The 25,868-nt window shown below is 64.6% G+C and carries 26 protein-coding genes; 12 read left to right on the top strand and 14 right to left on the bottom strand.

Annotation, left to right across the window (positions count from 1 at the left end):
- Window positions 1–162: 162 nt before the first annotated feature.
- Entirely contained in the window at window positions 163–972 is an 810-nt protein-coding gene (locus tag RFM41_RS31790) for an SH3 domain-containing protein (RefSeq protein ID WP_320253212.1), read from the bottom strand.
- Window positions 973–1,078: 106 nt separating this feature from the next.
- Complete coding sequence (locus tag RFM41_RS31785; RefSeq protein WP_320253213.1) at window positions 1,079–1,435, bottom strand: ArsR/SmtB family transcription factor; 357 nt, start codon at window positions 1,433–1,435, stop codon at window positions 1,079–1,081.
- Window positions 1,436–1,630: 195 nt separating this feature from the next.
- On the opposite strand from RFM41_RS31785, the gene RFM41_RS31780 reads away from it, so the two are divergent.
- A complete protein-coding gene (locus RFM41_RS31780) occupies window positions 1,631–2,809 on the top strand; it encodes an MFS transporter (RefSeq protein WP_320253214.1) in 1,179 nt (392 codons plus the stop codon).
- Between the two features lie 33 nt (window positions 2,810–2,842).
- On the opposite strand, the gene RFM41_RS31775 is transcribed toward RFM41_RS31780, so the two are convergent.
- On the bottom strand, window positions 2,843–3,307 hold the full coding sequence (locus tag RFM41_RS31775; protein WP_320253215.1) for a MarR family winged helix-turn-helix transcriptional regulator: 465 nt from the start codon (window positions 3,305–3,307) through the stop codon (window positions 2,843–2,845).
- Between the two features lie 189 nt (window positions 3,308–3,496).
- Here RFM41_RS31775 and RFM41_RS31770 point away from each other — a divergent pair, with 189 nt between their 5' ends.
- Window positions 3,497–4,291 carry an SDR family NAD(P)-dependent oxidoreductase gene (locus RFM41_RS31770; RefSeq protein WP_320253216.1) on the top strand — a complete coding sequence of 265 codons (795 nt, stop codon included), beginning with the start codon at window positions 3,497–3,499 and terminating at the stop codon, window positions 4,289–4,291.
- A 187-nt stretch (window positions 4,292–4,478) separates the two neighbouring features.
- On the opposite strand, the gene RFM41_RS31765 is transcribed toward RFM41_RS31770, so the two are convergent.
- On the bottom strand, window positions 4,479–5,078 hold the full coding sequence (locus RFM41_RS31765; protein WP_320253217.1) for a LysE family translocator: 600 nt from the start codon (window positions 5,076–5,078) through the stop codon (window positions 4,479–4,481).
- 95 nt (window positions 5,079–5,173) lie between these two features.
- Between RFM41_RS31765 and RFM41_RS31760 the strand changes: the two genes are divergently transcribed.
- Window positions 5,174–6,040: a LysR family transcriptional regulator gene (locus RFM41_RS31760; protein ID WP_430691590.1), complete on the top strand. Its 867-nt coding sequence runs from the start codon at window positions 5,174–5,176 to the stop codon at window positions 6,038–6,040.
- A gap of 12 nt (window positions 6,041–6,052) precedes the next feature.
- Here the strand turns inward: RFM41_RS31760 and RFM41_RS31755 are convergent, their stop codons facing one another.
- From RFM41_RS31755 to RFM41_RS31740, 4 genes are all read right to left on the bottom strand, one after another.
- Window positions 6,053–6,703, bottom strand: a complete 651-nt coding sequence (locus RFM41_RS31755) for a glutathione S-transferase family protein (RefSeq protein ID WP_320253219.1) — start codon at window positions 6,701–6,703, stop codon at window positions 6,053–6,055.
- A gap of 91 nt (window positions 6,704–6,794) precedes the next feature.
- Window positions 6,795–7,445: a dihydrofolate reductase family protein gene (locus tag RFM41_RS31750; protein ID WP_320253220.1), complete on the bottom strand. Its 651-nt coding sequence runs from the start codon at window positions 7,443–7,445 to the stop codon at window positions 6,795–6,797.
- 154 nt (window positions 7,446–7,599) lie between these two features.
- Window positions 7,600–8,442 (bottom strand): protein-L-isoaspartate O-methyltransferase family protein, encoded by an 843-nt coding sequence (locus RFM41_RS31745; RefSeq protein WP_320253221.1) that lies wholly within the window; start codon window positions 8,440–8,442, stop codon window positions 7,600–7,602.
- A gap of 37 nt (window positions 8,443–8,479) precedes the next feature.
- Entirely contained in the window at window positions 8,480–9,838 is a 1,359-nt protein-coding gene (locus RFM41_RS31740) for an Nramp family divalent metal transporter (RefSeq protein WP_320253222.1), read from the bottom strand.
- Between the two features lie 225 nt (window positions 9,839–10,063).
- On the opposite strand from RFM41_RS31740, the gene mntR reads away from it, so the two are divergent.
- The 3 genes from mntR to RFM41_RS31725 all read left to right on the top strand — a co-directional run bounded on the left by mntR (window position 10,064) and on the right by RFM41_RS31725 (window position 13,157).
- The gene (gene mntR / locus RFM41_RS31735) at window positions 10,064–10,516 is read left to right on the top strand and encodes a manganese-binding transcriptional regulator MntR (protein ID WP_320253223.1); all 453 of its coding nucleotides are present in this window, start codon (window positions 10,064–10,066) and stop codon (window positions 10,514–10,516) included.
- A 284-nt stretch (window positions 10,517–10,800) separates the two neighbouring features.
- A complete protein-coding gene (ypfJ, locus tag RFM41_RS31730) occupies window positions 10,801–11,730 on the top strand; it encodes a KPN_02809 family neutral zinc metallopeptidase (protein WP_320253224.1) in 930 nt (309 codons plus the stop codon).
- 158 nt (window positions 11,731–11,888) lie between these two features.
- Entirely contained in the window at window positions 11,889–13,157 is a 1,269-nt protein-coding gene (locus tag RFM41_RS31725) for a TCR/Tet family MFS transporter (RefSeq protein WP_320253225.1), read from the top strand.
- A 15-nt stretch (window positions 13,158–13,172) separates the two neighbouring features.
- Here the strand turns inward: RFM41_RS31725 and carA are convergent, their stop codons facing one another.
- On the bottom strand, window positions 13,173–14,378 hold the full coding sequence (carA, locus tag RFM41_RS31720; RefSeq protein WP_320253226.1) for a glutamine-hydrolyzing carbamoyl-phosphate synthase small subunit: 1,206 nt from the start codon (window positions 14,376–14,378) through the stop codon (window positions 13,173–13,175).
- A gap of 263 nt (window positions 14,379–14,641) precedes the next feature.
- On the opposite strand from carA, the gene RFM41_RS31715 reads away from it, so the two are divergent.
- The gene (locus RFM41_RS31715) at window positions 14,642–15,088 is read left to right on the top strand and encodes a GatB/YqeY domain-containing protein (RefSeq protein ID WP_320253227.1); all 447 of its coding nucleotides are present in this window, start codon (window positions 14,642–14,644) and stop codon (window positions 15,086–15,088) included.
- 142 nt (window positions 15,089–15,230) lie between these two features.
- Here the strand turns inward: RFM41_RS31715 and RFM41_RS31710 are convergent, their stop codons facing one another.
- Complete coding sequence (locus RFM41_RS31710; RefSeq protein WP_320253228.1) at window positions 15,231–16,229, bottom strand: hypothetical protein; 999 nt, start codon at window positions 16,227–16,229, stop codon at window positions 15,231–15,233.
- A gap of 284 nt (window positions 16,230–16,513) precedes the next feature.
- Between RFM41_RS31710 and RFM41_RS31705 the strand changes: the two genes are divergently transcribed.
- Both RFM41_RS31705 and RFM41_RS31700 read left to right on the top strand, forming a co-directional pair.
- The gene (locus tag RFM41_RS31705; RefSeq protein ID WP_320253229.1) at window positions 16,514–17,224 is read left to right on the top strand and encodes a DNA helicase; all 711 of its coding nucleotides are present in this window, start codon (window positions 16,514–16,516) and stop codon (window positions 17,222–17,224) included.
- Window positions 17,225–17,269: 45 nt separating this feature from the next.
- Window positions 17,270–17,827: a GNAT family N-acetyltransferase gene (locus RFM41_RS31700; protein WP_320253230.1), complete on the top strand. Its 558-nt coding sequence runs from the start codon at window positions 17,270–17,272 to the stop codon at window positions 17,825–17,827.
- A gap of 18 nt (window positions 17,828–17,845) precedes the next feature.
- Here RFM41_RS31700 and RFM41_RS31695 read toward each other — a convergent pair whose 3' ends face one another.
- Complete coding sequence (locus RFM41_RS31695) at window positions 17,846–18,232, bottom strand: DUF983 domain-containing protein (RefSeq protein ID WP_320253231.1); 387 nt, start codon at window positions 18,230–18,232, stop codon at window positions 17,846–17,848.
- 116 nt (window positions 18,233–18,348) lie between these two features.
- Between RFM41_RS31695 and RFM41_RS31690 the strand changes: the two genes are divergently transcribed.
- Window positions 18,349–19,725 carry an aminotransferase-like domain-containing protein gene (locus RFM41_RS31690; RefSeq protein ID WP_320253232.1) on the top strand — a complete coding sequence of 459 codons (1,377 nt, stop codon included), beginning with the start codon at window positions 18,349–18,351 and terminating at the stop codon, window positions 19,723–19,725.
- 30 nt (window positions 19,726–19,755) lie between these two features.
- Here RFM41_RS31690 and RFM41_RS31685 read toward each other — a convergent pair whose 3' ends face one another.
- The 3 genes from RFM41_RS31685 to RFM41_RS31675 form a co-directional block, all read right to left on the bottom strand.
- Window positions 19,756–20,940: an MFS transporter gene (locus RFM41_RS31685; protein ID WP_320253260.1), complete on the bottom strand. Its 1,185-nt coding sequence runs from the start codon at window positions 20,938–20,940 to the stop codon at window positions 19,756–19,758.
- Window positions 20,941–21,065: 125 nt separating this feature from the next.
- Window positions 21,066–21,275, bottom strand: a complete 210-nt coding sequence (locus RFM41_RS31680; RefSeq protein WP_320253233.1) for a DUF2061 domain-containing protein — start codon at window positions 21,273–21,275, stop codon at window positions 21,066–21,068.
- A 94-nt stretch (window positions 21,276–21,369) separates the two neighbouring features.
- On the bottom strand, window positions 21,370–23,034 hold the full coding sequence (locus RFM41_RS31675; protein ID WP_320253234.1) for a Na/Pi cotransporter family protein: 1,665 nt from the start codon (window positions 23,032–23,034) through the stop codon (window positions 21,370–21,372).
- A 362-nt stretch (window positions 23,035–23,396) separates the two neighbouring features.
- On the opposite strand from RFM41_RS31675, the gene RFM41_RS31670 reads away from it, so the two are divergent.
- Together RFM41_RS31670 and dnaG are read left to right on the top strand one after the other, a co-directional pair.
- Complete coding sequence (locus RFM41_RS31670; RefSeq protein WP_320253235.1) at window positions 23,397–23,759, top strand: RcnB family protein; 363 nt, start codon at window positions 23,397–23,399, stop codon at window positions 23,757–23,759.
- A gap of 143 nt (window positions 23,760–23,902) precedes the next feature.
- Complete coding sequence (gene dnaG / locus RFM41_RS31665; RefSeq protein WP_320253236.1) at window positions 23,903–25,849, top strand: DNA primase; 1,947 nt, start codon at window positions 23,903–23,905, stop codon at window positions 25,847–25,849.
- Window positions 25,850–25,868: the final 19 nt, after the last annotated feature.

The raw sequence follows: 25,868 nt of genomic DNA, 5'->3' as shown, positions 1-25,868 counted from the left end.
TCAGTCTTGGTCATGGTGGCGTTCCTTCGCGGGAATCGGTGACGTGAACAATCACCAGCCTGCCATGACCGCCCTCTCTCGGCGAATTTGCAGAACTCTCAGCACACTACCGCGCGTTGTGAACATACTCCCCTATTCCCTTACTCCCTTACTCCCCTGCTTCTATTCCCCCAGCGCCACCTGATCCGTGATCTCGAAGCGTTCGGAAACGCCGATGCGGATCATGTTGAGGGTGCCTTCGCGGGTGAAGCGGAATTCGTCGGAGGAGTCGGAGCCGCTTGGTTTGCCGTCGCGGAAATTGATGACGCGGCTGCCGCCATCCGGCCAGGTCACCGTCACGACGCTGTCGCCGCCTGTATGCGCGACGCTTATCTCGCAACGGGTCATCGGTTGGCCGACATGGCGAGCGCAGGGGATGTCGGCGGCGGCATCGGGGGGAGGGGCATCGGACTCGGCGTTTGCCGCGGCCGCGAAAGCGAGACCATAGGCATCCTGCATGGCGGTCTTGCCGATCTCGGTCGCGGAAGGCGGCTCGGCCGGCTCACCGCCGCCCAGGCGCGCCGCTATATCCGGCTGCGGCTCCTCAGGAGGCGGTTGAGATGCGACATCGGCGGTCGCCGGCGCGGCGCTGTCTTCAGGGGGCGGCGCCGGGTTGTTGGGACTGAGATAGCGGGCCGGCGCCCAGCCGGTTATGTGGGCGTCCTGCGTGTCCTCGACCTTGCACCATGGATAATTGTTGACGGCCTTGCAGCCGTAATTCTTCACGGCCGCGCCGTTAGGCAGGCGTGCTTCGATCTTTCCACCCGGTGAAGCGCTGGCGCGGATGTTGAGGAGATCGTCCGGCGCAAGCCCGCCGATGATCGAGATGATTGTTCCGGGCGCATCCTGAGCCAAGGCTGGCAGGGCGGCGAGCAGCAAGGGAACGGCGAAGAGTGCCTTCAGCGTCAGTCGGAGCGTAGCTTTGCGCTTCATCTTCTAGCTGCAATTTCCAAGGCGCGACCAGATATAGGCGGCGGGGTTGCCGGATGTCATCCTCAATTTAGCGGCGATTATGAGGCCCGAGGCGCGCAAATGTCGCTCAGGCCGAAACCTCGACTTCGGCGGTGCCGACGGCCGGCAGACCCTTGTCGCCCTCTGCCGCGGCAATCACGCTGTCGAGCAGGCCGGGAAAACGCTTGTCGAGATCGTCGCGGCGCAGCGTGATCAGCCGGCTGGTGCCGGCCGCTTCGCTGCGGGTGACGCCCGCCTCGCGCAGCTTGGCGAGGTGGTAGCTGAGATTGGTCTTGGAGGCGAGGTCGAGGAACTTGCTGCAGTTCAGCGGCACGCCTTCCTTGCTTGCCAGATAGTGCACGATAGCAAGCCGGGTCGGATCGCCGAGCACGGCAAGCACGATCGGCAGGCTGATCTGGTCGGCGGTTGGATGGGGCAGGCTCATGACCCAGAATTAAGCACAAACGGCACGAACTTCAACGCGGCTTCCTTTTCCGCCGACAGACATAGCCTTTTCCTTTCGGCCCGGTCCTGACACAGGGCTGTCAGCAGGGTTCAGCTATTTTGTCCAGGCTCGGTTGACATCATGCCCTGCTATGTCCAATTGTTCAATAACTTTTGAACTAAGGACAGTTGCCCCATGGACAAGCGGATCTTCTGGCTGGCGCTCGGGTCGTTCGCGATCTCGACCGAAGGCTTCGTCATTTCCAGCCTTCTTCCCGATATCGCCGCCGATGCCGGCATATCCGTGCCGCTCGCCGGCTCGCTGATCACCGCCTTCGCGCTCGCCTATGCGATCGGCGCGCCGGTGCTGGCGACGCTGACCGGCGAATGGGACCGGCGGCGCGTCATCTTGTGGACGCTGGTGTTCTTCGTGATCGGCAACCTGGTCGCGGCGGTGAGCTCGTCCTTCGAGCTGCTTCTGATCGCGCGCATCGTCATGGCGCTGTCGTCCGGCCTGTTCGCCGCGACCGCGCAAGGGACGGCCGTGGCCCTGGTCGATGACCATCACCGGGCGCGCGCCATCGCCGTCGTCGTCGGCGGCACCACCGTGGCGGTTGCGGTGGGCGCACCGCTCGGCGCGCTGGTCGCGGCGATCGCCGGCTGGCGCGGCACCTTCTTCGCCATCGCCGGGCTCGGCGCGCTCGCTGGCGCGATCCTGTGGTGGCGGCTGCCGCGCGGCATCATCGGCACCAGGCTGCCGCTGAAGCGCAGGCTGGCGGCGGCAGTACGCCCCGGCGTGATGCCGATCCTTCTGACGACCGCGCTTGCGCTGGTCGGCGCCTTCACGGTGTTCAGCTTCATCGCGCCCCTGGCTATCGAAGGCGGCGGGCTCTCCCCGATCGCGCTGCCGGGCATGCTGCTTGCCTTCGGCGTCGGCGCCGTCATCGGCAACATCGCCGGCGGGCAGGCCGCCGACCGCTTCGGCGCCACCCGCACCGTCGCCTGGTCGCTGACGCTGTCGGCCGCGATGCTCGTCACCTTCTCGCTGATCCCGACCTTCCTGCCGCATCATCTTGCCGGGCCGGCGCTGATGGGCATGATGGTGCCGTGGGGCATCGTCGGCTGGGCCTTCCCGCCGGCGCAGGCGAGCCGCATCATCAAGCTTGCGCCCGATGCCGCGCCCATCGTCCTGTCGCTCAACGCCTCGGCGCTCTATCTCGGCGTCGCCTTGGGCGCGGTGGTCGGCGCCGCGGTGCTGCGCTTCGGCGCGCCGGCCGACCTCGGCCTGATCGCCGCGGTGTTTCCGATCATCGGTCTGGGCGTGGTGCTTGCCGGCCGGATGTTGGCCCGGCCGGTTGCGATGCCGGCTGAGTAAAAGCAGCTCCAAACCTCAATAGCGGCCGCTTCTTCAAAGCGAGGGAGCGGCCGCCGGCATTTCCAGGTTCAGATCAGCCACAGCGTCCAGCGCTGCGCGTAGCTTCGCGGCCTGTTCCGCGCCGACCTTGTCCTCGAATTGCCGCTGGGCGACGCTCCACAGCTTGAGCGCCTCGTCGAGCTTGGCCTGGCCCCGCGGTGTCAGCCGCACGCGCTTGACGCGGCGGTCGTCCTTGTCGGCAAAAGTCTCGACATAACCGTCGCGGATCAGCGGCTTCAGGGTGTGGCCAAGTGCTGAGAGATCCATGATCAGCGCCTCGGCGATGGTGCCCATCGCCGGCTCGTCGCTGATGTGGATCTGAAAGATCAGGCCGAACTGCGTGCTCTTCAGGCCTGAGGGCGCCAGCGCATCGTCGTAGAAGCGGCCGAGGCTACGCGCGGCGCGCCGCAGCGTGGCGTTGTTGCAGTCGCTGAATCCTGGCTTCCGAGCTTCGGTCATAATCACTCCTCGCTGGCGAAGAGATGCGCCAGCCTGCCGCAGAAATAGTTTTCGCCGCTGCCGTTGACAAGATAGTGGCATATACCTACTTCGACAAAAGTGGCATATGCCACTAATTGAAATCAGAGGCTCGGCGGATGAACTGACCATCGGCGCCGGATCAATCGAAGCGAACAAAGGAACAGGACAATGAGCACGAAGGACAACAAGGGCACAGCCGTCATCACCGGCGCGTCGTCGGGCATCGGCGCGGTCTATGCGGACCGGCTGGCGGGGCAGGGCTACGACCTGGTGTTGGTGGCGCGGCGCGCCGACAGGCTGCAGGAACTGGCGGACAAGCTCGCCTATGCCTATGGCCGCAAGGTCGAGGTGATCGTCGCCGATCTCTCCGTCGATGCCGATCTGCGCCGCGTCGAGCAGGCGGTGTCGACGGACGACAGCGTGACGCTGCTGGTCAACAATGCCGGCGTGGCCGGCCTGGAGACGATTGCCGACGCCGACGCCGACACGGCGGAGCGCATGATCAAGGTCAATGTCGTGGCGCTGACCAGGCTGACCAGGGCGGTTTTGCCGGGCCTGCTTGCGCGCAACCGCGGCGCCATCATCAACATCGCCTCGGTCGTCGCCTATGGCATTGCCGTCGGCGGTATCTACAGCGGCACCAAGGCCTATGTCGCCAACTTCACGGAAGCGCTGCAGAAGGAAGTCGCTGGCACCAATGTGAAAGTCCAGTCAGTGGTGCCCGGACCGATCCGCACCGAATTGTGGGACGTCTCCGGCATCAGCCTCGACAAGGTCAATCCTGACCGGATCATGAGCGCCGAAGATCTGGTCGACGCAGCACTTGCCGGGTTCGCCCAGGGCGAGACCGTCACCGCGCCCGGCCTTGCCGATCCTTCCGAGTTGAACACCTATCTCGGCGCCAGGGATCACTTCTTCGGCAGCCTGTTTTCCGGCAAGCCGGCGGCGCGCTACGCCGTCTGAGGGTTGCGGCAGTTCTTCCTCGCCCCCGCAACGCGGGGGAGAGGTGGCCGCGAAGCGGCCGGAGAGGGGCCTTCGTAGGGCGAATCCCTCCGCCCGACAATTGTTGCGTTGGGCGCCAGTCCCCCTCTCCGTCTCGGCTTCGCCGAGCCACCTCTCCCCCACCTTCGTGGGGGCGAGGAACCAGCGTTTATACCGGCCGCCACATCGGCACGATCGAGGCGGCCAGCACGAGCGCCAGCGCGACGTTGAGCGCGCGCCATTGCCATTCCGTCTTGAGCAGCCGCGCCAGGATCATGCCGGCCACGCACCAGATGGACAGCGAGATCGCGGCGGTGAGGCCGAAGGTCGAGCCGAGCAGCAAAGCGAGTTGCGCCGGCCCGTCGGCCAATGCGGCGAACGAAGCGGCCGCCCCCAGACCCACTGCCCAGCCTTTCGGGTTCATCCACTGGATGCCGGCGCCGCCGAAGAAACTGTTCGGCTTGGCCATGGTCACGTCGAGATTGGGCGGCCCCGCACGGCCGATCTTGGCTGCAAGCCACACGAGGTAGAGCGAGCCGGCGATCTTCATCACAAGCTGCAAAGACGGCATGGCAAGCAGCAGGCCAGCCAGCCCCGCGGCCGCCGCGCCGGTTACCGTGGCGAGGCCCGCCGCGCTGCCGGCCATCAGCGGCACGGACCGGCGGAAGCCGAATTGGGCGCCCGATGCGGTGGACAAGGTGGTGGCGATGCCGGGCGTGGCGGTGGCCACGAAAGCGAACAGGATGAGGGGCAGGATAGGCTGGAGCATGACGCGTTCCTTATGGAAGCGTTATGCTAGACATGGCCGGCCATCAGTAAATGCAATGTTTGATATGTTTTGCATTACGAATTATAATGCCGTCTGTGATCCGCGACCTCGACACGACCCTGATCCGCACCTTCGTCACGACGGCCGACAAGGCCAGCATGACGGCGGCGGCAAATGCGCTTCACCTGACGCAAGGCGCCGTCAGCCAGCAGGTTAAGCGGCTCGAGGAGGTGCTGGGGCAAAGCCTGTTCGAGCGCGACCGCCGCGGCCTGAAGCTGACGCGATCCGGCGAGCGGCTGCTCGACAGGGCCAGGCGCCTGCTGCAGCTCAATGACGAGATCCTTGCCGAGATCAGGGGCGGGGCGGTTGCGGGGCAGGTTCGGATCGGCGTGCCTTATGATTTGGTCGGCACGTTGCTCGCGCCGGTGCTGAAGGCCTATGCCGAGGCCTGTCCGCAGGTGGAGATTTCGCTGGTCTGCGCCTCCTCGCCGGAACTCGCGGCGGCCCTGGCGGCGGGCACGATCGACCTTGCCGTCATCGAAGAGCGCGTCGGCCCGACCACCGGAGAATGCCTGCTCGTCGATCGGCTGGTCTGGGTCGGCGCCAGAGGCGGGGCGGCCCGCATGAAGCGGCCACTGCCGGTTTCCATCGTTGCCGACACCTGCGCCTTCCGGCCGGCGGTGCTCGCCGCGCTCGCCGAGCATGGGCTCGACTGGCGCACCGTGTTCGAGAACGGCAACATCGATGCCACGACCGCGACGGTGCGGTCGGACCTTGCCGTGACCACATGGCTTGCCTCGACGGTTCCGGCCGATCTCGACATCCTGTCCGATGCCGGCCTTCCGGCGCTGCCGAATTTTTCCGTCAACCTGCATCTGCCGAAACATGCCGGTCCGGCGGCCGCGCAGGCCTTTGCCAGCCATATCCGCGAGGGTCTTTCCCGCTATCGCCAGGCGGCATGAGCCGATCGCCGGTCAGCCCTTCGCCGCCGCCATGGCGACCGCCAATTGGGCGTCGAAAGCGCGCTTGAAGGCCGGCCTAGCCTCGCCGCGGGCGACATAGGCGGCAACGTTCGGGAATTCGTTCAGCAGTCCCGATCTCTGCAGCCGGCGCAGAACGCCCACCATGACAAGATCGCCGGCGCTGAAGGCGCCGTCGAGCCAGTCGCGGTCGCCGAGGCAGCGGGAGAGTTCGGCCAGCCGCTTGCGGATCCGGTCGTCGACCAAGGGCAGGCGCTGGTCGCGCCATGGCGCGTCGCCCTCCTGGATCACGGCGGTCGCGCGCTCGAGGATCGGCTGCTCGATGGTGCTGAAGGCTGCGAACATCCAGGCAATCGCGCGCGGCCGTGCGTTCGCGTCCTCCGGCAACAGGCCGGCGTGACGCTCCGCGATGTGAAGGACGATCGCGCCTGACTCGAACAGAGCAAGATCGCCTTCCTCATAGGTCGGGATACTGCCGAAGGGGTTGAGCGCAAGATGCGCGGATTGCTTCATCGCATCGAACGAAACGAGGCGAACGTCATAAGGCTGGTCGACTTCCTCAAGTGCCCAACGGACTTGCATGTCGCGCGCCAGCCCCCTGCCGCCATCGGGCGAGCGTTCGAAGGCAGTAATGGTGGGGATCATCGGCGGCTCCTGACCGTTCCATCATCGTTGCGAAAGCGGCTTCATAATGCGAATAGGCGGCAGGCCCAGCCCGCCGCGAGATCGCTTTTGACTATTTCCAGTTCTTGCGCCGTTCGAGCTCGGCTTGCGACGGCTTCTCCTGGGCAAAGGAGCCGACGCGGATTTCGCCTGCGCGCTCATAGGTCGCGATAATGACGCCGGTGGTGGAAGCCTGCGATTTGACGAGCTTGAAGGCCGCCGGCATCGCGTTGTCGCCGAACAGCCGCTTGCCCTTGCCCAGCACCAGTGGGAAGATTATCAGCCGGGACTCGTCGATCAGCCCGTTGGCGAGCAAGGTCTGGATCAGAGTGCTTGAGCCCTGGATGAGCAGGTCTGGCCCATCTTCCTGCTTGAGTTCCTTAAGCCTTGCAACGATATCGGGCCCAAGCGACTGGGTGTTCTGCCAGGTCAGCGAATCCGGCCGATGCGTCGCCACATATTTCACCGCAGGGTTGAATATGTCGGCGATGGCGTCGTTCTGATACGGCCAATGCGCGGCGAAGATGTCGTAGGTCTTGCGGCCGAGCAACAGCGAGAAGGGTTTGGAAAATAGCTCCTCCATTGCCGTGCCCGCCACCTCGTCAAAGTAATGGAAGGTCCAGCCGCCGAATTTGAAACCGCCGACCGGGTCTTCTTCCGGCCCGCCGGGCGCCTGCATGACGCCGTCGAGGCTGACAAACGTGGCGGCGATGATCTTGCGCATCTGTCTTCTCCTTTTTCGCTGGTCCGCGCCGTCGCGGCCGGATTTCTGCTTAGAGTGGTTGACGCAATTCCTGACGGAAAGCCGCTTCGCACTTTCCTGGAATTGCTCCTAGGACGAACGGCAAGGCCGCTCTCCGACAGCGCCCAGCGAATTTCTATCGCGTGTTGTCAGCGCGAATGGTGCGTGACGAGAACCAGACATCGCCGAAGATGGCGGTCGCGGTGCGGTCGGGCGCCTTGTCTTTCCTCAGCCAGATCGAGCGGGTGCGCGCTGCGCGCTCGCGGGTCGGTATCTTCGCGCCCGGCTCGGCGGTAGAAGCGCCGACGCAAGGGATGAACCAGGAGCCCATGAAGGGCCGGCAGGTGAAGCCGTTTTTCAGTCGCGTTATGAGGACCGCGAGGCCGATGGTTTCAGAGGGGCGCCACGGAAAGATCATGCGGCCGCCGGGTTTCAGCGCTTTCAGCCATGCTGCCGGCGGGGCGACGACGCCGGCATTGACATAGATGATGTCGGATAGCGGCAGCGGATTGTCGACGGCGTTGCCCTCGATAATTTCGACGTTGGCGTATCGGGCAAGATTCGCTTTGGCGCGCGCGGCGAGACCGGCCTCCAGCTCGAAGGCGGTGACGCCGCCGCCCGGCTCGACCAGCCTCGCCAGCAGCGCCGTGTAGTAGCCGGTGCCCGTGCCGATATGGGTGACGTGCTCGCCAGGTCTCGGCTCGATCTTGGCGAGCCACATGGCGTGCAGGAGCGGCTCGCCATTGTTGATGCCCTTATCGGCATCGAGCACGACAAGCACATTTTGGTAGATGTAACCAGGATCGGCGCTCGGCGTCTCGAACCGGCCTTCTCCGGCAAAGACGGTCCATGGCCCCGGGCCCAGGAAAGCCTCGCGCGGCACCGAGGCGAACACCTCCTCGATGCGCGGGTCGGCCGACCGCGCCTGCGCGGCCATCAGCCTGGCGTAGAATCTGCGGGCTTCGTCCGGTTCGGCCATGGCGCCAAGAATAGCGCGTCCGGCTGAAATGTCGCGGTCAGCCGGCGACGGTGTCGTAGAGCAGCTTGAAGTTGAGAACGAGGATGATTGCGGCCACCACCCAGGCCAGGAACGCGACGGCACGCGGTATGGCGAAACTGCCCATCTTCTTCTTGTCCGACACGAACTGCACCAGCGGGATGACGGCGAAGGGCAGTTGCATCGACAGCACCACTTGGCTGAACACAAGCAACTCGGCCGTGCCCTTCTCGCCATAGAGCGCGGTGACGGCCACCACCGGGACGATGGCGACGCCGCGCGTCAGGAGGCGACGTGCCCATTGCGGGATGCGCAGCCGCAAAAAGCCTTCCATCACGATCTGGCCAGCGAGCGTCGCGGTGACGGTCGAGTTGAGGCCGGAGGCAAGCAGCGCGACGGCGAACAGGATCGAGGCGATGCTCAGGCCCAGCAGCGGCGACAGGAGCTCGAAGGCCTGGCCGATCTCGGCGACGTCGTGATGACCGGTGTCGTGGAAGGCGACCGCCGCGACGATCAGGATCGACGCGTTGACGAACAGCGCCAGGATCAGCGCGATGGTCGAATCCGTCGTCGCCCATTTGATGGCGTCGCGCTTGCCGCTGTCGGTGCGCTCATAGGCTCGGGTCTGCACGATCGAGGAGTGCAGATAGAGATTATGCGGCATGACCGTGGCGCCGATGATGCCGATGGAGATGTAGAGCATCGCCGGATTGGTGACGATCTCGGACGACGGCACGAACATCGAATGCAGGATGGAGCCGGCCGGCGGCGCGGCGACGAAGATCTGGATGGCAAAGCAGCCGAAGATGATGATCAGCAGCGCGACGACGAAGGCTTCGAGATAGCGGAAGCCCTTGTTCATCAAGAGAAGCACCAGGAAGGCATCGAGCGCGGTCAGGATGGCGCCGCCGATCAGCGGAATGCCGAACAGGAGCTGCAGCGCGATCGCCGTGCCGATTACCTCGGCGAGGTCGCAGGCGATGATCGCCAGCTCGCAGGCAATCCAGAGCACCAGATTGACGGGGCGCGGATAGTAGGCACGGCAGGCCTGGGCGAGGTCGCGGCCGGTGGCGATGCCAAGACGCGCCGCCAGAGCCTGCAGCAGGATCGCCATCAGGTTCGACAGCATGATGATGAACAGCAGCGTGTAGCCGAACTGGGCGCCGCCGGCGAGGTCGGTCGCCCAGTTGCCCGGATCCATATAGCCGACCGAGATCATGTAGCCCGGTCCCATGAAGGCGAAGAGGCGGCGGAACCAGGCGCCGGTGCGCGGCACCGCGATCGAGGCATTCACTTCGCGCAGGCTCGGCTGCTCGTCGTCGGGCCTGTCGAAACGCCATGCGGGTCGGGCTACGGTTGCTGCATCGGCATCGGACATGGGGATTTCCGCGGGAATATATCGAATGTACCCTTTATCTACGCCATGGCTCAACATTATGCAATAGGCTATATTTCATTGATCATGCTTTCGTGATGCACCGGAGCAAGGCTGGCGACGGGTTGCCGCAAACGCCGGTTGCGCCTGCGCGGGAATGCAAATAAACGGCCGGACCATCTGGGGTTCGTGTTATGGATGCGATCCCGATTCAAGGAGGAGCGCATATTGGCGCTGAGGAACAAACCGGTTCGACGCGAGGAGCCGCTTCCCGATGCCGAAATCCATTCGGAGGGTTTCCGGCACACGCGCGAGGCGCGCCGCAGCGCGCTGGTCGAGGACTATGTCGAGCTCATCGCCGATCTGATCGAGGATGGCAACGAAGCGCGGCAGGTTGATATCGCGGCAAGGCTCGGCGTCGCGCAGCCGACGGTGGCAAAGATGCTGACGAGGCTATGCTCCGATGGGCTGGTGTCGCGAAAGCCCTATCGCGGCGTGTTCCTGACCGAGGCCGGCCGCAAGGTCGCCGAGGAAAGCCGCATCCGCCACCAGACGGTTGAGGCCTTCCTGCGCTCTCTCGGCGTCAGCGCCGAGACGGCGCGCATCGACGCCGAAGGCATCGAGCACCATGTCAGCGCCGAAACGCTGGAAGCTTTCCGCCGGGCGATGACGCATCGCTAGTGGAAGACCGGGGCCTAGACCGGCCATCCGCCCAAGGAAGGCGCGGCGTGTTCGAGGAACATTCAAAAAGTTCAGACGGCGAGCGCCGGCGCCAGGCAGAAAAGTTGAGATTTTTTGCCGGTTTATAGTCAGCGGAAATTTACCTGATGACTGGAGTTTGCCTACGCATCAGACGTTGCGGAGCGCGAAAAATTCTGTGACTCGGGCCAGCCGTTGCGATAATTATCTGCAGGGGACGGTCGCGGGCCGGTCCCTCCAGGACATACTCGTTGCGAGGAGTTGCCATGCTTTGGAGAGGCCGTCGTCAGAGCGACAACATCGAGGATGACCGCAGCGACGGCGGCGGCGGGCTTGGCGGCGGATTGGGCGGCGACGGCCAGTTCCGCATCCCGATCGGCGGCCGTACCGGCGGCGGCGGCAGCATCCTCCTGGTTATCCTGGTCGTGCTCGCAGGATGGTATTTCGGCTTCGACCCGTCCCAGATCCTGGGTGGCGGCGACGGCGGACTGCTCCCGGGTGGCGGCGGCCAGATCACCGACAACAGCGGCTCGCAGGGTAGTGGCAATTCGCCAGCCAATGACGAGATGAAACAGTTCGTCGCCACGGTGCTTGCGGACACCGAGGACACCTGGACGGGCATTTTCAAATCCCAGGGGCTGACCTACGAGGATCCCAAGCTTGTGCTGTTCAGCGGCCAGGTTCGTTCGGCCTGCGGTTTCGCCTCGGCGGCGGCCGGCCCATTCTATTGCCCCGGCGACCACAAGGTCTATCTCGACATGACCTTCTTCCAGCAGCTCGACCAGCAGTTCGGCGCTTCCGGCGAGTTCGCGCGCGCCTATGTGGTGGCGCATGAGGTCGGCCATCACGTGCAGAACCTCACCGGCATCATGGGCAAGTTCAATCAGATGCGGCAAGGCATGAGCGAGGCCGACGCCAACCAGCTATCGGTGCGCATCGAGCTTCAGGCCGATTGCTTCGCCGGCGTTTGGGCGCATTTCACCCAGCAAAAGGGTATTTTGGAACAGGGCGATATCGAAAGCGCTCTCAATGCCGCCAAGCAGATCGGTGACGACACGCTGCAGAAGAAGATGCAGGGCTATGTCGTGCCGGAAAGCTTCAACCATGGCACCTCGCAGCAGCGGCAGACCTGGCTCGCGCGGGGCTTCAAGAGCGGCAAGCTGTCCGACTGCAACACGATGAGCGGTCCGATCTGAGGCGGCGCTTCCGCTTCCTTCCGGGTGACGATCGGCGGCAGCTGGCAAGTGATGTCAGCATAAGACGTTTGCCTTCGTTCGCGGATTGTTCCTGCCGCCAACCTCGCCTATAAGGTCCGTCCCGCCCGTGTCCCAAGGCGGATGAGGAGCTTATCGTCATGATCGACCCGAAAACCGCCAAGCGGGGCCTTGCGCTCGTCTTCACGACGCTGCTGCTCGATGTCATCGGCTTCGGCATCATCATGCCGGTGCTGCCGGCCTATCTGGAGGAACTGAGCGGCGTCAGCGTCAGCGAGGCCGCGATCGAGGGCGGCTGGCTGTTCTTTGTCTATGCGGCGATGCAGTTCTTCTTCGCGCCGATCATCGGCGGCCTGAGCGACCGCTTCGGGCGCCGGCCGGTCCTGCTTGCCTCTGTGCTGACCTTCTCGATCGATAACTTGATCTGCGCCATCGCCTGGTCCTATCCGATGCTATTCATCGGCCGCGTGCTCGCGGGCATTTCCGGCGCCAGCTATTCGACGACGTCGGCCTTCATCGCCGACATCTCGAACGACGAGAACCGGGCGAAGAATTTCGGCCTGCTAGGCATCGCCTTTGGCGTTGGCTTCGTCATCGGCCCGGTGCTGGGCGGGCTGCTTGGCACGTTCGGGCCGCGCGTGCCGTTCTATTTCGCCGCCGCGCTTGCCTTCGCGAATTTCCTGATCGCCATGGTGTTCCTGCCCGAGACGCTGGACGAACAGCACCGCCGCCGCTTCGAGTGGAAGCGCGCCAATCCGGTCGGCACGCTGATGCAGATGCGCAATTATCCGGGCATCGGTTGGATCGGGCTGGTGTTCTTCCTGATGACGCTCGGGCACATGATGTATCCGGCGGTGTGGGCGTTCGTCTCCAACTATCGCTATGGCTGGAACCAGCAGCAGATCGGCTTCTCGCTCGGCGCCTTCGGCCTGTGCGGTGCGATCATCATGGCGACGGTGCTGCCGCGGGCCATCGTGAAGTTCGGTGAGTGGAAGACGGCGGCGATCGGCTTGACATTCACCGCGCTCAGCGCCTTCGGCTACGCGTTTTCGACGCAAGGCTGGATGATCTATGCGGTGATCGTGGCCGGCTGCCTGGAAGCGCTGGCCGATCCGCCGTTGAGGAGCCTCGCCGCCGCCAAGGTGCCGCCTTCGGCACAGGGCGAATTGCAGGGAGCGATGACCTCGATCTTCTCGATCACCTCGATCATCACGCCGCTGCTCTACACGGCGATCTTTTCCTGGTTCACCAGCCCGACCGCGCCGATCGTGTTCGGCGGCGCGCCCTATGTGCTCGGCGCGATTTTCCTGACGCTGGCGGTCATCGTCTTCGTGACGAAAGTGGCCAGGCCGACGCCGAAGGAAGTCGAGCGCATGCACACGCAGGAGGCGGTGACAGACGCTGCCTAGGCTGGCGGTTTCGGCTCAGGCCCGTTCCGCCAGCGCTTCCTCGCCGCGCCGTTCGCGAATCAGGTTGACGAAACGCCGGAACAGGTAGTGCGAATCCTGCGGGCCGGGGGAGGCCTCGGGGTGATGCTGGACCGAGAAGACCGGCCGGCCGGTCAGCGCGATGCCGCAGTTCGAGCCGTCGAAGAGCGAGACATGGGTTTCCTCGACGCCTTCCGGCAGCGAGTCGGCGTCGACGGCGAAACCGTGGTTCATCGAGACGATCTCGACCTTGCCGGTGGTGTGGTCCTTGACCGGATGGTTGGCGCCGTGGTGGCCCTGATGCATTTTCTCGGTCCTGCCGCCGAGCGCCAGCGCCAGCATCTGATGGCCGAGGCAGATGCCGAACACCGGGATGTCGGTCTTCAGGAGGTTCTGGATCACCGGCACGGCGTATTCGCCGGTCGCTTCCGGGTCGCCCGGGCCGTTCGACAGGAAGATGCCGTCCGGCTGCATGGCCAGGATTTCCTCAGCATCCGTCTTGGCCGGCACGACGGTGACCTTGGCGCCGAGCCCGGCCAGCAGGCGCAGGATGTTGCGCTTCACGCCATAGTCGATGGCCACGACATGCATGGACGGCGCGTCCTGCTCGCCGTAACCCTCGTTCCAGACCCAGGGCGTCTCGCGCCAGACCGAGGACTGGCCCGACGTGACTTCCTTGGCGAGGTCGAGGCCGATCAGGCCCGACCAGGCAGCCGCCTGCCGCTTCAGATCCTCGATGTCGAAGACGCCGTCGGGCGCATGCGCGATGACGGCATTGGGCATGCCTTTCTCGCGGATCAGCACGGTCAATGCGCGGGTGTCGATGCCTGACAGCGCGACGATGCCGCGCCGCTTCAGCCACTGGTCGAGATGGCCGGCGGCGCGATAGCTCGACGGGTCGGTGACATTGGCCTTGAAGATCGCGCCGACGGCGCCCGCGCGGGCGGCCGGATGCAAGTCCTCGATATCCTCGTCATTGGTGCCGACATTGCCGACATGCGGGAAGGTGAAGGTGACGATCTGGCCGGCATAGGAAGGATCGGTGAGGATTTCCTCGTAGCCGGTCAGCGCGGTGTTGAAGCACACTTCCGCAACGGCCGACCCGGTGGCGCCGAGGCCGCGGCCTTCGATCACCGTGCCGTCGGCGAGCACCAGAAGGGCGGTCGGCTTTTCGGTGGCCCAGGGGGCGGTGATCGTGGCCATTCGGCACTCCTGTCTGTCGCGTCAAAAGCGGTCGGCAGGACCGTTTGCGCGGCAAGGCGCGCGAGCTGGATATTTCAGCTCCCACGCGTCGGTTTCATTGTCTTATGCAGGACCGAGTACATAGGGGAAGGCGCGGGAGCGGTCAATGCGGTGGCCACGAGCCACGGCTGATTTGTTTTCGTCCTGCAATATCAGTGGCTTGCCGGGATTTGCGTTGGCCGTTCGGCAAAGCTATTGTCCGCCGCATTCGAAGGAGAAGCACGATGCGCGAGAAAATCGCCGAATCCATGAAGAGCGCGATGAAGGCGCAGGACAAGCACCGCCTGCCGACGCTGCGGCTGATCCAGGCTGCCATCCACGATCGCGACATCGCCAATCGCGGCGCCGGCAAGCCGCCAGCGAGCGAGGAGGAGATCCTGCAGATACTCGCCAAGATGGTGAAGCAGCGCGAGGAATCGGCCAAGGCCTTCGAAGACGGCAAGCGGCCGGAACTGGCGGCGCAGGAACGCGGCGAGATGGAGATCATCCGCGAATTCCTGCCGACGCAGCTCGACGACGCGGCGATCACGGCCGCGGCGCGCGAGGCGATCGCGGCGACGGGCGCCGCCAGCCAGAAGGACATGGGCAAGGTGATCGGCGCGCTGAAGCAGAAATATGCCGGCCAGATGGACTTCGCCAAGGCGAGCGCCATTATCAAGGGGCTGCTTTAGTAGGGAGGCGGCTTCGTTAGGGCGTTTCACCGTTTCATGGAAACGGCGAACCGCTCTATCTTCTTGTTTTTACGCAATTCCGGACGGAAGGTTACGGCGAAGGCGCCGAACCTAACCGCTTCTCACTTTTCCTGGAATTGCTCTAATCCTTGCACATCGGCACCGGCTGCGGCGGTGGCGCCGGATGATCCTTCTTGTACTGGGCGATGATCGGCTCCAGCATCTTCTTCGGCCAGAATTTGGGGGTGCCGATCTCCTTCAGGCAGGAGGCGTTCCAATAAACGCCCGCGGCTGAGAGCGCCTGGCCGCCTGACTTGGCGCGCGCAACGGCGGCGATGTCGCGCGATTCAGGATAGATGTAGAGCGTCGTCGGGTTGTTCTTCACGATCGGGATGATCTGCTCGGCATCGGCGGGCGACCAACTGGTGCAGCCGTTGCTGCGGCCGCCGGCATAATTCACCAGCTTGCCGAACGGGACGAGGCCGTCATGGTCGGCGTATGAGCTGCTCGGGTCCTTGCGCATGCACATGCCCCTGAGCAAGGCAGCCGGATGCCCGCCGATCACGCGCTGCCTGGCGTTCGCCGCTTCGCCTTCGCCATCGAACTGGATGAAGCTGCGCATGAACACCGCGTTCTGCGCGCCGACACGGTAGTAGCCCTTGAAGGACGTCTTGGTCTCGGCGGTCATATAGGCGCCGCCGGCCGTCAGCTCGGAGTCCATCGCGTTGCCGAAGTTCTTGGCGCAACGCCTGCCGTTGGAGAAATCGGCAACACCCTTGAGGTTGCGTCCGCCGCCATGACCGGCGGAGAACGCCCGGAAGAGCTGCTTGGCTTCACAGATGACGTAATATCGCTGGCCAAGCACGCTGTTGCCGAGATCGCCGGGACGGGTGGCATCCATGGCGAAGTAGCAGGGGTTGCTGACCGAACCTTCACTGACTTTCTTCAGGTAGAGCGCGCGTGCCCGCTCCAGCACGACCTGAGAGATCTGGCCCTCGCCGTCGCCGACATGGCGCTGCAGCCAATCGGGAATGGTAGAGGGCCGCAAGGCCGCGAATGAGCTGACCGATGCCGTCAAAGCGGCGAGGATCGCGACAAGGCAGAAGATGGCCACGCCCAGCGGAACAGATCTCAACCGCACTCCTTTGCCCCTCCCGTCCAAATGTCTCGTCCCCGTGAATCACCCGTGCCGATCATAGAAGGTCTCGCATCCATCGGCGAAACACATCTAGTTTAGCGACGCCTTTTGGAGGTCGGATTTCCGGCTCGCTTCGATTGAGCTATGATCTGATTCCGGCGCGCCCACGCCTCCTCCCTCCATCGGGAAAGCATCGTTCAAGCAGGGCAGTCGATCACCCGACCAACTGTTCGAGCGCCAGGCATAAGGAGGGGTTGCCAAGATTGCTCGCGGCAGGAGGTTTCTCGATGCGGCTTTCCGCACCCGTCTATCATCTGAAACGTCAGGCGAGGCTCCTGTCCCGCCGGGAAAATGTTCCACTCCACACAGCGCTCGACCGCGTTGCCGCCAAGGAAGGCTTTGCCAACTGGAGCCTGCTTGCGGCCAAGGCCGCCGAGGCTGCGCCGGGCGACAGGCTGCTGGCGCGGCTGATGCCCGGCGACATGGTTCTGGTGGCGGCAAGGCCCGGCCAGGGCAAGACGCTGATGAGCCTCGAGCTTGCCGTGGCGGCCATGAAGCAGGGCAGTCGCGCTGTATTCTTCACCCTGGAATACACGCATGCCGACATCCTCGACCGGTTCCGGGACATCGGCGTCGACCCTGCCGGTCTCGACGACCTGTTCGAGTTCGACAATTCCGACGCCATCAGCGCCTCCTACATCATCGAGGCGTTGCGGTCGGCGCCGCGCGGAACGCTGGCGGTGATCGACTATCTGCAACTGCTCGACCAGAGGCGCGAGAATCCCGAGCTCATGGTCCAGATCCGCGCGCTGAGGTCGTTTGCCCGGGAACGCGGGCTGGTGCTGGTCTTCATCTCGCAGATCCATAGGTCGTACGACCCCGCCCGGAAGCCGTTCCCGGATATCGACGATGTCCGGCTGCCGAACCCGCTCGATCTGTCGCTGTTCGACAAGGCCTGTTTCCTCAACAAGGGCGAGATCCAGTTCCAGGCGACTTGAGAGCGATCCGCGTGGCGGCTATGTGGTCTCAACAGAGACGAAACCATGATCGAGATCGTCAAACCCGCGCTCCAACACTTGCCGTCCTACAAGGCGGCGCTCGAGCGCGGGTGGTCGCCCGACAATGTGCGGCTCCTCGAAGCGACGCGCGAGCAGCTCGAGGCGATCGAGCATGATCCGGTGGCCTTTCTAGCCGGTCTTGACGATCCCGAAGCCAAGGGGCCGCCCATCGCCTTGCCCGATGGCACGACCGTGCCGCGCCTGCCCGGCTTTCGGCGCTGGATCTGGGATGGCGAGGCTGCCGGCTCGATAGGGCTGCGCTGGCAAAGAGGCACATCGGCGCTGCCGCCACATGTGCTTGGCCATATCGGCTATGCGGTGGTGCCGTGGAAGGAGGGGCGCGGCTACGCCACCGACGCGTTGCGGCTGATGCTCGACGAGGCAAGGGCCGTGGGCCTGGACCATGTCGAAATCACCACCGATCTCGACAATCCTGCATCCCAGAAGGTGATCCTCGCCAATGGCGGCATGCTTGTCGGGCGCTTCGCCAAGGTCGCCGCCTATGGTGGCGCGGAAAGCCTCAAATATCGGATCGATCTTTAGATCGAAGCGGTTCGGCGGTTACTCGCCGGGCCTTGCCAGCCTTCCTTCTTCCGCCTTGTGGTAGAACTGACTTGCCACGAGCCAGCCTTTGAGCGGCCTGAGCGGCGGAATGCAGCTGGCGAGAACGATCGGGATCGAAACGAAAGCGTGGAACCACATGGAGGGCTCGAAGGTCACCTGCGCCCAGACCGCGAACAGCACCGAAGGCACACAGGCAAAGCAGATGACGAAGAAGGCCGGGCCATCGGCGGGATCGGCAAAGGAAAAGTCGAGCCCGCAGACATCGCATTTCGGCGCCAATTTCAGGAATCCCTCGAACAGGTGGCCTTCACCGCAACGCGGACAGCGGCCCCGGATCCCTACTTGCCAAGGTACCAGAGGTGGATAATGCGCATGGTCTTCCATGATCGTCGCTCCAAATGGACCCCGCGTGACGGCCAGCCTGGCCTTGAGGTCTCGGATACATACATATATCATACTTGTATGCATACAATGCGACAAAATGTATGGATTGACGATATATGACCGGCGAAAGTGAGCTGGGCTGGCTCCCGGTCCTGGAGGCAGGGCCGCGGCCGGTCTATCTGAAGATCGTCGACGCCCTTGCGGATGCCCGCTCGAGCGGCCGGTTGCAGCCTGGAGACCGGTTGCCGCCGCAGCGGGAGCTCGCCCGGCTGCTCGGGGTCGATCTTACGACCGTGACGCGGGCGTTTTCCGAAGCCAGGCGCAGGAACCTGATCGATGCGACGGCGGGTCGCGGCACCTTCGTCACGCCCGGCGAACCGGAAGAGCCGATCCTCGATCTCAGCATGAACATTCCGCCGGCACCCGCCGGCCTCAATCTGCCGGCCTTGATCCGGACGGGTGTCGAAGGGCTGCTCAAGCGCTCCAGCGCGGAAGCGCTGCTATCCTATCATCCCGGCCCGGGCTCGCCCGTGGAGCGCGCCGTGGGCTCGTCATGGCTCGGCGAAGCGGGGGACAGGCTGCCGGTCGACAGGGTCGTTGTCGGCTCGGGCGCGCAGGCGTTGCTGACAGCCATCGTCCTGTCTCAAACCCGCGAGGGCGACACGATCTTTGCCGATGCGCTGACCTATCCAGGGCTGATCGCGCTTGCCGAAGCCACGCGACGCAAGCTCGCCCCTGTCCGAAGCGACGGCGAGGGCATGCGGCCGGGCGATCTCGAAGAGGCGACGCGACGGTACGGCGCCCGCGTTCTCTACCTCAATCCGACGCTGCAAAATCCGACCGCATCTATCATGCCCGAAGGCAGGCGGCGCGAGCTTGCCCGCATGGCCGACAAGCTCGAGCTGATCATCGTCGAGGACGACCCCTACAGCCGGCTGCTGGCGGCACCTCCACCGTCATTTCTAAACTTGGCGCCGGCGCGGACTTTCCATGTCGCGACATTGGCGAAATGCATTTCGCCTTTCCTGCGCACGGCCTTCCTGGCGGCGCCCGACCCGCAGGCTGCCGAGCGCATCGCGGCAGCGATACGCGGCACAACGATGATGGCGCCGCCGCTGATGACGGGCCTCGCCTGCGAGTGGCTGCGCAGCGGCCTTGCCGCGGAAATCACCGCCGCCGTGCGCGCCGAAGCGCAGGCCAGGCAAGAGATTGCCCGCAACATCCTCTCCAAAGGTCTCGCGGCAACAGATGCCGGCCTGCACCTCTGGTATTCGCTGAAGAGCGAATTGCGCTCCGCCGAACTGGCCGACATCGCCCGGCGTCGAGGACTGGCCATCAGCCCCGCGGAAGAGTTCGCCATCGGGGCAGAGCTCGCCAATGGTTTCCGTTTGGCGCTGGGCGCTACCCCCAACCGCGAACGGTTGAAGGAAGGCCTTCAAAGCCTGGCTTCCATCCTTTCGGGGTCGCCAGGCTCCTCGCGACCAAAGGTCTGAGGCAACAAACCGAAAGCTTGGCGCGGCCCGTTACTCGGCCGCCGCCGGCAGCGGTGGCGTCGCACGGCTGCGCCATTCCCAGGCCTGCGAGGCGACAGCCACCACCACCGCCACCAGCATGGCCAAGGCGCCGGCGAGCGGCAGGCTGCGATAGCCGTAGCCGGCATTGAGCATCGCCGCGCCCAGCGACGCGGCTAAAGCGATGCCGACATTGAAGCCGGATGGAATCAGCGAGGAGGCGAGGTTGGAGGCATCAGCCGTCCAGGCGAGGATGCGCGTCTGGATCGGCGCGCCGATGGCGAAGTTGAGACCGCCCCAGATGACGATGGCGGCGATCATCGGCACCGGGTAGGGGCTGACAAGATGGATGACGCCCAGCGCCACCGCCTGCAGGGCGAGCATGACGATAAGCGACGGCATCAGCTTCCAGTCGGCGAGCTTGCCGCCGACCAGAACGCCGATCGTGGCGCCGACGCCGTTGAGCAGCAGCACCCACGGGATCAGGCTCTCGTCGAGGCCGGTCACTTCGAGAAGCATCGGTGTGATGTAGGTGAAGAGCGCAAACTGGCCGATCATCAGCATCAGCATGAGGATCAGCGAGGTCCAGACCTGCTGGCGGCCGAGCACACGAACTTCGCGCGCCAGCCCGGCCGGCCGGTTGGCGGCGCCCGCCGTTCGCGGCAGCAGCGCCAGCATAGCGACGATCGCGATGAGACCCAGCGCGCCCATCACCCAGAAGGTCGCGCGCCAGCCCCACAGGCTCCCGATCGCGGTGCCGGCGGGCACGCCGATGACGTTGGAAACCGTCAACCCCGAGAGAATGACCGCGACCGCCCGGCCGCGCTGGTCCTCGCGCACTAGGCTGACGGCGACCACCATGGCGACACCGAAATAGCAGCCATGCGCCACGGCGGTGGCGATGCGCAGCAGAAGCATCGCGGTGAAATCGGGGGCCAGCGCGCAGGCCACCTGGCCAAGCGTGAAGGCGATCGTCAGGCCGATCAGCAGCGTCTTGCGCGAGACCTTGCTGGTGGCCAAAGCCAGCAGTGGGCCGCCGATGGCGATGCCGCAGGCATAGCCGGAGACGAGATAGCCGGCGGCCGGCACCGAAACGCCGAGACCCTGCGCCACCTCCGGCAGCACGCCGGCGATGACGAATTCGGTGGTGCCGAAGGCGAAGGCGGCAAGGAAAAGGGCAATGAGCGGCAGCATGATTCAAAACATATGCGAGGAAATGCATGGCCTCAAACCACGCCCGGGCGGGCGCGGCAATGCAGAAATTGGCGATGGCGCTTTAGCTTTTCTTGACTGGACCGATCGAAGCCGGCCTGCCGCCCCAACTACGCAGGGGTTTTGCGTCCATACGGGATCTTCAGCCAAGCCCGCTCATGCAGATAGTAAAGCAGCGATTTGGTGACGACTTCGGTGAGCCCGATGGTGGCCGCGAGCTTGACGCTTCCCGTGACCACCAGCGATATGATCATCGTGTCGATCGTGCCGGTGGCCCGCCACGAAAGCGCCTTGGCGAAGCTGCGCGAATGCGTGTCCATCGACCGATCATCTCCCAACAGGTCCTCGGGCGATCCTTAGCCGACGGAAGCGAGGATGAGCAAAGACTAATTTTTCAGGCTGACCCCGATCGCCTCAACTCGCCTTCAGCCGCGAGCCGCCAAGCAGGCCGCGCTCCTCGAGCACCGGATAGGCGATCGAGGCAAGCAGCGAGTTGATCTGCTTCAGGTCGCGGATGGTGTCGAGGTGGATCGAGCTCGTCTCGACGCTCTTGGCGGTGCCTTCGCGCAGGCGCAGGAAATGGCTGGCGCTGGTTTCCTTCTCGCGCTCGCGCAACAGATCCTTTTCCAGCACCAATTGCGTGGCGGTTTCCGGATCGCGCGAGACCAACACGTTGAAGGCGAGCCGCGCATTGGCGAGCACCGAGGTATGGAAGGCGCAAAGCTCCTGCCAGCCTTCCGGTGTGAACTCCAGGCCGCGCTCCAGCTTCTTCTTCACATGCACCAGCATGTTACGAACGATGATGTCGCCGACCTGCTCCAGCTTGACGCAGGCGCCGATCAGTTCCTGGCACCGCAACGCCTCGTCCTCGGTCAGCGGATTCCTGGTGATCTTGGCGAGGTAGAGCTTGATCGCGGCATGCTTCCTGTCGACGCGGTCGTCGAGCGCTGCAAGCGCCTTGATCTTGGCGGGATCGGCATCCTCGTAGAGCTCGATGATGCGCTTCAGCATGATCTCGACCGTCTCGCAGACCCGCACCACCTCGCGCGTCGCGTTGGCCAGCGCCTGGCTCGGCGTGTCGAGGGCGCTCTCGTTCAGCGCCGAAAGCTCCACGACCTCGAGCGTGGCGGCGGGTTGAGGCTTGGTGCCCAGCGCCACGATCTTTTCCGAAGCGCGGTAGACGAGGCCGGCCAGCGGCAATCCGGCCAGCAGGATCAGCACGTTGAACAGGATGTGGGCGTTGACGATCTGATCCGGCGCTGTCCCGCCGAGGAAGGCGACATCCGGCTTGAAGGTCATGATCAGGACCAGCATGATCAGCGAGCCGAGGCCGCGCATCAGGAGATTGCCGACCGGCACGATGCGCACCTCCGGCGGCGCCGACCGCGTCAGCATCGGCGCAATCAGCGACGAGCCAAGGTTGACGCCAAGCACCAGGACCACGCCGAGCTCCGGCGTGATCAGCCCGCGACCCGCCAGGGTGGCCATTAGCAGCACGGCGGCGATGCTCGACTGGAACAGCCAGGTGACCAGCGCGGCCAACAGGTAGGTGGTGATGGAGTCGCCTGAGAAATAATTGATGATCAGCGGCATCAACTGGCTGTTGCGCAGCGGCTCCGATGCCTGGCCGATCATCTCCAGCGACAGGATCAGCAGGCCGACACCGATCAGGATGCGGCCGAGTTGCCGCCAGTCGCGCCGCTCGGTGGCCATGAACATGACGGTGCCCGCGATCAGGCAGAGCGGCACCAGAAGCGTGAGGTCGAAGGTGAGCAGCTTGGCCACCAGCGCCGAGCCGATCTCGGCGCCGCGCACCGCCAATTGCCCGGCGGCGCCCGAAACGATGCCGGCGCCGGCGAAGGAGCCGACCAGCAGAGTCACCGCGGTCGAGCTCTGCAGCGCGACCGCCAGCCCACAGCCGGCCAGCACCGCCATGACCGGATTGCGCATGGTGGCGCGCAGCCTGTGGCGCAGGACGTCGCCATAGGCGCGCTCGACCCCTGTCTTCACCATGCGGGTGGCGAACAACATCAGCGCCACCGCGCCGGCAAGGTGCAGGAGGACGACGGAGCCGCTCACAACCGACCTCGCGAGTTGGCTCCGGCGACGAGGAGAGGAGTACGATTCTTAGCCATTTCAACGCGTCGAAATATACCAATTAAGATTAGCCGAATAATAGATTTTTCTGATGCGATGATCGTCTCGGCTCGACGGCGCATGTCGGAAATGAATGGAGGAAGCATTGGTTGCATGCGCCTGGCGGCGGCGCTTCGTCTCATACTGACCAACGCCCGGCGGCGTGACCGGAAGCGATCCGAAGCGTTGTTGAAGCAGCTTGCACAAGCACCGGAAACCATTACAGAATTGTAATTCTGGCGTTCAGTTTCGGTTCATCCATTGGCGGTTACTCCTCCGCCTATCGACAACAAGGAGTACCGACCATGAAGCGTCTCATACTTTCCGCCGTCACCGCCTCGATGCTGGCCGCCTCGGCCTTCTCCGGCCAGGCCGCGCCGCTCGCCCAGCCGAGCGCGCCGCAGTCGAATTACACCCAGGTCGACTGGCAGAAGCCCGACCGGCATGTCGACAAGCGCTTCATCGTCAAGAAGAAGGTGGAAAGGCGCAGCCATTGGCGCAACGGTCAGCGCTATTCCAACTGGAAGCGTCACCAGCCGATCCGCGACTGGAACCGCTACGGCCTGCGCCGTCCCGGCCCCGGCCAGGAGTGGATCCGCGTCGGCAACGACTATGTGCTGGTCAGCATCCTTTCCGGCATCATCTTCGGCGCCATCGCCGCGCAGTAAATCGCGGCAATCCGGAAATTAAAGAAGGCGGCCGCCCGGCCGCCTTCTTTTCGTCTGTGAAAAGCGGGTACGATGGGGCGGACGGAGTCGCCCTGCCCAGGCGGCTTGATTATGATTATATGGAGGGCAAACGAGCTTTCCCGATGCGATTTCCGCCCGCCTTCCTCGACGAGATACGCGACCGCGTGCCGATTTCATCGGTCATCGGCGCGCGCGTCGCATGGGACAGGAAGAAGACCAACACGTCGCGCGGCGACTACTGGGCCTGCTGCCCTTTCCATGGCGAGAAAAGCCCGTCCTTCCATTGCGAGGACAAGAAGGGCCGTTACCACTGCTTCGGCTGTTCGGTTTCGGGCGACCATTTCAAGTTCCTCACCGAGCTCGACGGCATGAGTTTCCCCGAGGCGGTCGAGAAGATCGCCGAGATGGCCGGCGTGCCGATGCCGGTGCGGGACGAACGGGAGGAACGGCGCGAGAAGGAACGCGCCAGTCTGACCGACGTGATGGAGATGGCGACCGCCTTCTTCCAGGAGCGGCTGCAGAGCGCCGACGGTGCCAAAGCCCGCGCGTATCTGCGTGATCGTGGGCTGACGCCGGCGACGCAGCAGTCGTTCCGGCTGGGCTATGCGCCCGACAGCCGCAACGCGCTCAAGGAACATCTCGCCGCCAAGGGCGTGCCGAAGGCCGACATAGAAGCTTGCGGCCTGGTGCGGCATGGCGACGACATTCCGGTCTCCTATGACTGGTTCCGCGACCGCATCATGTTCCCGATCCCGGATTCGCGCGGCAAGATCATCGCTTTCGGCGGGCGCGCGCTGGCGCCTGATGCTTTAGCCAAATACATGAACTCGCCGGAGACGGAGCTCTTCCACAAGGGCAACGTGCTCTACAATTTCGCCCGGGCCCGCAAGGCGCTCGCCAAGGGCGGCACGGTGATCGCGGTCGAAGGCTATATGGACGTGATCGCGTTGGCGCAGGCCGGCTTCGAGAACGCCGTGGCGCCGCTCGGCACGGCGCTCACCGAAAACCAGCTCGAGCTTTTGTGGCGCATGGCGCCGGAGCCGGTGTTGTGCTTCGACGGCGACAAGGCCGGGCTGAAGGCGGCATGGCGGGCCGCTGATCTGGCCCTGCCTTCGGTGCAGGCCGGGCGCTCGGCACGTTTCGCGTTGCTGCCGGAAGGCAAGGACCCTGACGATCTGGTCAAGGCCGAGGGGCCGGACGCGTTTCGGGCGGTGCTTTCGGAAGCGCGGCCGCTTGTCGATCTGTTATGGATGCGCGAGACGGCGGGTGGCGTCTTCGATACGCCGGAGCGGCGGGCGGGGCTGCAAAAGACGGTGGGAGAGCTCGCCAGCCGCATCCGCGACGAAAGCACGCGCTATCAATATCAACAGGAGATGCGTAAGCGGGTGCGGAGCTTCTTCGGCTCGCAGCGCGACACGCGGCAGGGTCGCCAGGATGGCGGCCGGCCGGGAGAGCGCGGCCAGGGCAAGGCCGCGGCGCCCGGTGGGCAGTTCGCCAAGGGCGGAAGCGGCCGCATCGCGATCACCGAAAGCCTTGGACAGTCGGCGCTGGTCAAGCGCGGCGGCGAGGGCATGTCAGTGCGCGAGGCGACGATCATCGTGGCGCTGGTCAACCATCCGGCGCTGATCGACGAGAATTTCGCGCATGTCGAATTCCTCGACCTCGCCAATTCGGATTTGCTGAAACTCCACGCGGCCATTCTCGACGCCATGGCGCATGACGCGGCCGACGAGCGCGGCGCGGTCATCGCCACCATCGAGCGTGCCGGATGCGGCGGCATCTGGGAGCGGGCGGTGGAGCTGATCAAGCGCGCGCGGCAATGGCCGGCGCTGGAGACCGCCGCGCTCGACGATGCCCGCGACGCCTTCAACCAGGCGCTGCACTTGCAGCGCAGCGCCCGCACATTACATAGAGAGCTGAAACAGGCGCAGGCGGCGCTCGACGCAGACCCTTCGGACGAAAATTTCCGGCATCTCGTCGAGATTCAAGCGCAATTCAACGATGTGCAGGCAACGGAAGCGCTGATCGAAGGGTTCGGCGTTTCGTCGGGCAGGGTTGGCCGCGTTTAAGGCCGAACACCGCCCATTG

The sequence above is a fragment of the Mesorhizobium vachelliae genome, from assembly GCF_033977325.1.
GTDB lineage: Bacteria > Pseudomonadota > Alphaproteobacteria > Rhizobiales > Rhizobiaceae > Mesorhizobium > Mesorhizobium vachelliae.
This window is presented reverse-complemented; position numbering and strand designations above follow the sequence as displayed.